Source organism: Variovorax flavidus (genome assembly GCF_030317145.1).
Taxonomy (GTDB): Bacteria; Pseudomonadota; Gammaproteobacteria; order Burkholderiales; family Burkholderiaceae_C; genus Variovorax; species Variovorax flavidus.
In genome coordinates, this window is the sequence record NZ_JASZYE010000028.1 from 1 (window position 1) to 1,859 (window position 1,859).

Below are 1,859 nucleotides of genomic sequence, written 5' to 3' on the forward strand. Positions count from 1 at the left end.
CGCGACATGCGGCTGCAGGCGCAGCTCTCCGAAGGCCTGAGCGCGGTGCCGGGCCTGCAGATCCAGAACCGCCAGAACCTCGCGCAGGACCTGCAGATCTCGATCCGCGGCTTCGGCGCGCGCTCCACCTTCGGCGTGCGCGGCATCCGTCTCTATGTCGACGGCATCCCCGCCACCCTGCCCGACGGCCAGGGGCAGACCTCCAACATCGACATCGGCTCGCTGGACCATGTCGAAGTGCTGCGCGGCCCCTTCTCGGCGCTGTACGGCAACTCCTCCGGCGGCGTGATCCAGTCCTTCACCGAGACCGGCGAAGGCCCACCCCGGCTGGGCTTCTCGCTGGCCGGCGGCAGCTTCGGCACGATGCGCATCGGCTCCCAGGTGAGCGGGTCGTCCGGCGCCGTGGACTACCTGCTGAGCGGCAGCCACTTCGAGACCGATGGCTACCGCGACCACAGCGAGGCGGAGCGCAACATCGTCAACGGCAAGCTGGGCTTCAACCTGGAGGACGGCAGCCGGCTCACGCTCATCCTCAACAGCGTGCACCTGAACGCGCAGGACCCGCTGGGCCTGACGGCCGAGCAGTACGCGCTGGACCCGCGCAGCGCCGCGGTCGCCACCCAGTTCAACACCCGCAAGAGCGTGGACCAGACGCAGGCCGGCCTGCTGTACGAGCGGCGCATCGACGCGAGCAACGCGCTGCGCCTGATGGTCTACGGCGGGGAGCGCAAGACCACGCAGTACCAGGCGATCCCGCCCTCGGCGCAGGTCAACCCGCTGAGCGCGGGCGGGGTGATCGGCCTGTCGCGCGACTACGGCGGCGTCGACCTGCGCTGGATGTCGCAGATGACGCTGGCCGGGCGGCCCTTCGAGCTGGTCGCCGGCCTAGCCTACGACGACCTGCGCGAGCAGCGCACCGGCTACGAGAACTTCATCGGCCCGGTGGCCAATCCGGTCCTGGGCGTGCAGGGGCGCCTGCGCCGCAACGAGACCAACAAGGTCAACAACCTCGACCCCTATCTGCAGGGCACCTGGCGGCTGGCGGACCAATGGACGCTCGAGGCGGGCGTGCGCCGCAGCAAGGTCGACTTCGACTCGCAGGACCACTACATCGTCGGTGCGAACCGCAACGACAGCGGCAGCGCGGACTACGCCAAGACGCTGCCGGTGGCGTCGCTGCGCTACCAGCCGACGCGCGACCTGGCCCTCTACACCTCGGTGGGGCGCGGGTTCGAGACGCCCACGCTCAACGAGCTGTCCTATCGCCCCGATGGCCAGGGCGGGCTCAACTTCGCGCTGCAGCCGGCGACCAACAACAGCGTGGAAGTGGGGGCCAAGGCGCGCCTGGGGGGCGGGCTGCTCACCGCGGCGGTGTTCCAGACCCGCACGGACGACGAGATCGTGACCGCCACCAACGTCGGCGGGCGGGCCACCTTCCAGAACGCGGGGCGCACGAAGCGCGATGGCTTCGAGCTGGCCTGGCAGCACGAGAGCGAGAACCACTGGCGCACGCAGCTGGCCTACACCTGGCTGGATGCGCGCTACAGCGATCCGTTCTGCGCGGTGCCGTGCACCGCCAGCGCCTTCGTGGCGGCGGACAACCGCATCCCGGGGATTGCGCCGCAGTCCTTCTTCGCTTCCTTCGGCTGGGTGCCGCCGGACGGCTGGCGCGCGGGCACGGAGCTGCGCGCGCTCGCCAGCATCGAGGCCAATGACCGCAACACCGTCAGCGTGCCCGGCTACGGGGTGGTCGCGCTGTTCGCGGGCTACGTCAAGAAGTGGCAGCGCTGGGAGCTCAATGCCTTTGCGCGCATCGACAACCTGCTGGACAAGCGCTATGTCGGCTCGGTGATCGTCAA

1 protein-coding gene is annotated in these 1,859 nt (G+C 69.9%); it reads left to right on the plus strand.

What is annotated here, in order from left to right; genetic code table 11:
- Positions 1 to 1,859, plus strand: a 1,859-nt coding sequence (locus QTH90_RS31500; RefSeq protein WP_286668524.1) for a TonB-dependent receptor domain-containing protein, incomplete at both ends; no start/stop codon positions are given.